General features: G+C 51.1%; 1 protein-coding gene. It reads right to left on the bottom strand.

Going from position 1 to position 1821, the window contains the following annotated elements; genetic code table 11:
- Positions 1-1821 (bottom strand): tandem-95 repeat protein (locus AB4623_RS21440; RefSeq protein ID WP_372147349.1); only part of this gene is annotated, 1821 nt, incomplete at both ends.

Below are 1821 nucleotides of genomic sequence, written 5' to 3'. Positions count from 1 at the left end.
CCGCCAACTGCGCCACCGTGAAGCTGCTTGACGCGACGCCGTTCACTAAGATTGTGCCGTTGCTCGCGTTGCCGACCGTGAAGGTCACGCCTGTGTCTGTATCGTCAACGTCTGTATAACCCAAGTCAGCTGCCGAGATCGTGTAGCTGCCTGCCTCGTCCACTTCCGCCGCCAGATCGCCTGTCAGCTCCGGCGCATCATTCACTGGCGTCACCGTCAAGTTGAAAGTGCTGTCTACCGGTGTGCTACCATCTTCGTTGCCGTCTTCAACATTCACATCGAACGACGCCGACTTGGTTTCGCTGCCGTCATGTTTGAACGTCACTTCACCCGCCGCCAACTGCGCCACAGTGAAATGGTTCGACGGAACACCGCCGACTAAAATTGTGCCGTTGCTCGCGTTGCCGACAGTGAAGTTCACACCTGTGACAGTATCATCAACGTCCGTGTAGCCCAGATCCTCAGCCGTAATGGTATAGCTGCCTTCTTCATCCACTTCACCCAACAGATCGCCTGTCAGCACTGGTGCATCGTTCACAGGAGTGATATTAAGCGTAACTTCTGCTTCATCTTCCCCACCGTTCCCATCGGTCACTTTATATTTAAAAGTTGCCTCACCGTTATAGTCGGTATCCGGTGTGAATGTAATTGTATTGTCTGTGTAGTCGACAAACAGTTCACCATTAGCCGCGGAGGTAATTGAACCGACAACAATTGAGAGCTCATCACCATCAATGTCAGTATCATTCGCCAACAACTCATCAAAAGAAATCGTGATAGACGTGTCTTCAGCAGTAACAAGTTTAGATTGATTAATACCTGTCACTGTAATGTTATCTAACAACGCACCATAGCTATCTGAAGCTCCAGCACCTGCAAATGTAAGGTCCGTAACGTCCCTTTGGACTTCGAACTCAGCCGTGATCTTATACCAACCATTTGCGTCAGGTTGCCCTATTTGGACATTAAGTCCGTCGGCACCCGATAGAGATCCATCGGCGTGAACAGTAACTAACGTGTCACCGACTTTAAACGTCATGTCAGAAGATGAATTACCGTCTCGTCGAGGGTTGTAATCAAATTCAACACGCACGCTATCTTGGTCTGACGTATTAATATTTGTTGTGATCGCGGTGTTTTGATGAGCATCAAGCTCAGCGAGGTAGTCACCGTCTGTCGCTTCAGCTATGAGACCGTCACGCTGAATCTCTAGACCATTTGTTGCTTCCCAATCATCTAGTTCGTCGCCAGTTACTACAGTCCAACGACCTGTGTTTGTCATGTTTTCAAAGGACTCAGAGAAGAGCAGCGTCTCACTATGAGTTTCATATGTGTCATCAATCGCTACTGGACCGTCGTTGGTGCCTGTCACGGTAATGGTTAAGGTATTGGTTTGATTGACCGTGCCATCGCTTGCGGTGTAGGTGAACACCACGTCCGCGGTCGCTCCTGTGGCCAACGCTTGAGAATCGCTGCCGTCCGCCACAAAGCTGTAGCTGCCATCGCCACGAATGGTCAATGTGCCGTAATCATTGCTTATCACTGTGTCGCCACTGTCTGCCACGGCGGTTGCGGTGCCCGTAGTACCGTTCAAAATACCCGTGACGTTCAATGAGTCGCCATCGACATCGCTGTCATTGGCCAACACGCCGTCTTCTGCACTGACCGTTAAGGTCGCGTCTTCATTCACCGCGCCCACATCGGCGGTTAACTGAGGCGCATCGTTGGTGCCTGTCACGGTAATGGTTAAGGTATTGGTTTGGTTGACCGTGCCATCGCTTGCGGTGTAGCTGAACACCACGTCCGCGGTCGCTCCTGTGG

The sequence above is a fragment of the Vibrio sp. 10N.222.52.C12 genome (genome assembly GCF_041474215.1).
Taxonomy (GTDB): Bacteria; Pseudomonadota; Gammaproteobacteria; order Enterobacterales; family Vibrionaceae; genus Vibrio; species Vibrio crassostreae_C.
Note: the sequence above shows the minus strand (reverse complement) of the source record. Positions and strands in the feature narration are given on the sequence as shown.